The following is a 2,387-nucleotide window of genomic DNA, read 5'->3' as shown; positions in this document are numbered from 1 at the left end:
ATGTAGTGCAAGTAACATCAGTGATAAATACCTGATATTTCTTTCTTTAAGGCATGTATTCAGGCTAAACAACAGCACATATAATGATATTTTAAATTTATGATATTTTACGTAATCGAAAACCAATGGCCTCGACAGTATGAGGTTTCGGAATCGCTGAACCTTTTTGGCATAAGCTTGTCCGCCCTCTCTGAGTGCCGAGCTATGGGGAATTGATGTCTTGAGAATAAATATTTCGTTATAGCAGTTCGCGTAGTCGATGAAAAATCGTGTATCAACCCCATAGAAACTCAAGCGCTCATCAAACTTTAGGCCCCGCGACAGCGCTTCTTTAGATATGACAGTCCCGCTCATCATTGCCACTATATTTTTAGATGGGACGGGACCTGTCGCCAAACTCTGTAAGTTCAATGCTCTGCCACGAACCCCCTTTATGGTTCCAGGTGATATAAGGCTGTGATTGAACAAAATTTGAGGCACCGCCACTGGCACACGGCTCCTGAAAAACAAATCCAAACTTGATATATAATCATTAGTTATGCTGGAGTCGTCATCCAAAACTATAAAATAGTCCGAGCCTGCACTATTGGAGATCAGAGTGTTGTATACCTTCGAAAGGTGCTCGTTTTTTCCACTGTGGTGATACGTTATTTGGCCAGGCAATGTTGGGATTGATGCCTCTCCGAATCCCTGCTCAGAATTATCCCAAATTGAAAACTTTGGGATAATTCCTGCCGACTGAAAATCCAGGGTAGCTAGCGATTTGAGCGTAGTGGTTAAACTAGGGTTGGTAGAGTAAACCACAACAAGGAAGTTAACTTGTACAAGCTGGCTCTGTGTGAGTGTCATGACAAACCTGAAGGTTTAGCTACGATTGAGTTGAACTAATGACATTTGTCGATGTGCGCCGATTAAGGTCTAGTGTTGCTAGAGGGAATAAGATTACATTAACGCATGCAATGGTACTCCCGATGGCAACTGCTGCACCCAACGTGCCCCAGCCCCCTAAAAGCCAATAAGTCACGAACGGAGATAGTGCGACAGTCAGATACAGCGCCACGTTAAGATGGTGAATATTTGAAGCGTTCTGGTAATAATATCCGCACACTGATGTAGAGCAATTTACAAAAAAGCCTAACAATACGATGTAGCATGCGACGTGGAAGCTTTCCGGTATTTGTTCACTAAACCTGACTAACGCCAGCAGCGAAACCAAATAAATGCAGGAGAAGGAAGTCAACTTCTTTGTATTGGACCAAAATATTTTTTTTATGGCTCGATAGTCTGATCGACTGGCAAGCTCTGAAAATCGAGGCGCAGATATAGAATTTATTGATACCGATATGAAGGTTGAAAGCATTGCCAGTCTTTGGAGTATATTGAAGACGGAAGCAAATGAAGCTCCTAAAAGCAAGGAGGCCAACAGATATGGCAACCAACCTACTAGCTGCGTTCCTATTGTTGCGGATGCATACTTCAATTGTGAAGCTAGAATTTTATTGAGTGGCTTTTTAGATAGCGCAGATATCGGAGCCCACGTCATATTTGCTTTTCTTGCAAACACAACAGATATAATCAGGTAAATTAAAATGGAGGCGTAGAAGGAGGCTACAATGGTTGTGTCGGGAGCTAACGATAGAAAATCAAGGTGGGTTGCGAGCTTAATCGCCAGATAAAAAGCCAAAAAAGCCCAGGGCTGAATGACATTTATACCCAGGATTTGGGTGACGGTCTTATGCCTGGCTTGATATATAAAAAAAACAGTATTAGCGGCGGAAAATACAGGAATCAGTATAAAAATAAGAAGTATTGACGAGTGATCACTACTAGCGCTTGATAGGCTACTCCAGTGCTGGACATAGAAATCTCCAAGGAAATATGTAATAGGGCTCAGTATTGACCCCATCAGAAGGCTAACTACTACTGATTGATTGAAGCAGTCCTGTACTGTCTCGCTTGACTGCTTATAATAATTTCTTACCAGGTGGATGTCCGATCCGAAGCGTGCTATAACTGCGGAAATCTGAAATATAGTATAAGCAACAAGAAACAAGCCCGCCAAATCACTGCTTTCTATTTTCAGAATAACAATATTTGCAAGCAGCACGGCTACGGCGCCGATAATTCGAACGCATAGCAAGTGAAGTGATTTCGATTTCAGTATGTTCATTGTGGTCTTGGTAGCCAATTGTTTAAGCAGTTGACTTCAATAGCTTGATCGCTTTGGTGTCTGACCAAGTTGGCTGAGACAACCAGCAGGATCCAGGTCATATAGCAGCATATGGGTCCGGGTAGATGCTGGAACAGGGACATTATTGCGATGGGGTTTGTTTGAAGCGGAGGCCAAAGCCCCCACTTCAACTTGTAATATTACTGGCGGCCTATGG

The 2,387-nt window shown here is 42.7% G+C and carries 2 protein-coding genes; both read right to left on the bottom strand.

All coding sequences use genetic code 11. The features are described from left to right. A partial coding sequence (locus AC1DLB_RS27735) for a glycosyltransferase family protein (protein ID WP_477786067.1) occupies positions 1-849 on the bottom strand: 849 nt, incomplete at its 3' end. Between the two features lie 19 nt (positions 850-868). Then, positions 869-2,170, bottom strand: coding sequence for a lipopolysaccharide biosynthesis protein (locus tag AC1DLB_RS27730; RefSeq protein WP_477744332.1), 1,302 nt, complete (start codon positions 2,168-2,170; stop codon positions 869-871). Between the last annotated feature and the right edge of the window lie 217 nt (positions 2,171-2,387).

This window comes from Pseudomonas sp. 05N434 (assembly GCF_056396965.1).
The sequence above is the reverse complement of the archived record's forward strand: the minus strand, read 5'-3'. Positions and strand labels throughout refer to the sequence as shown.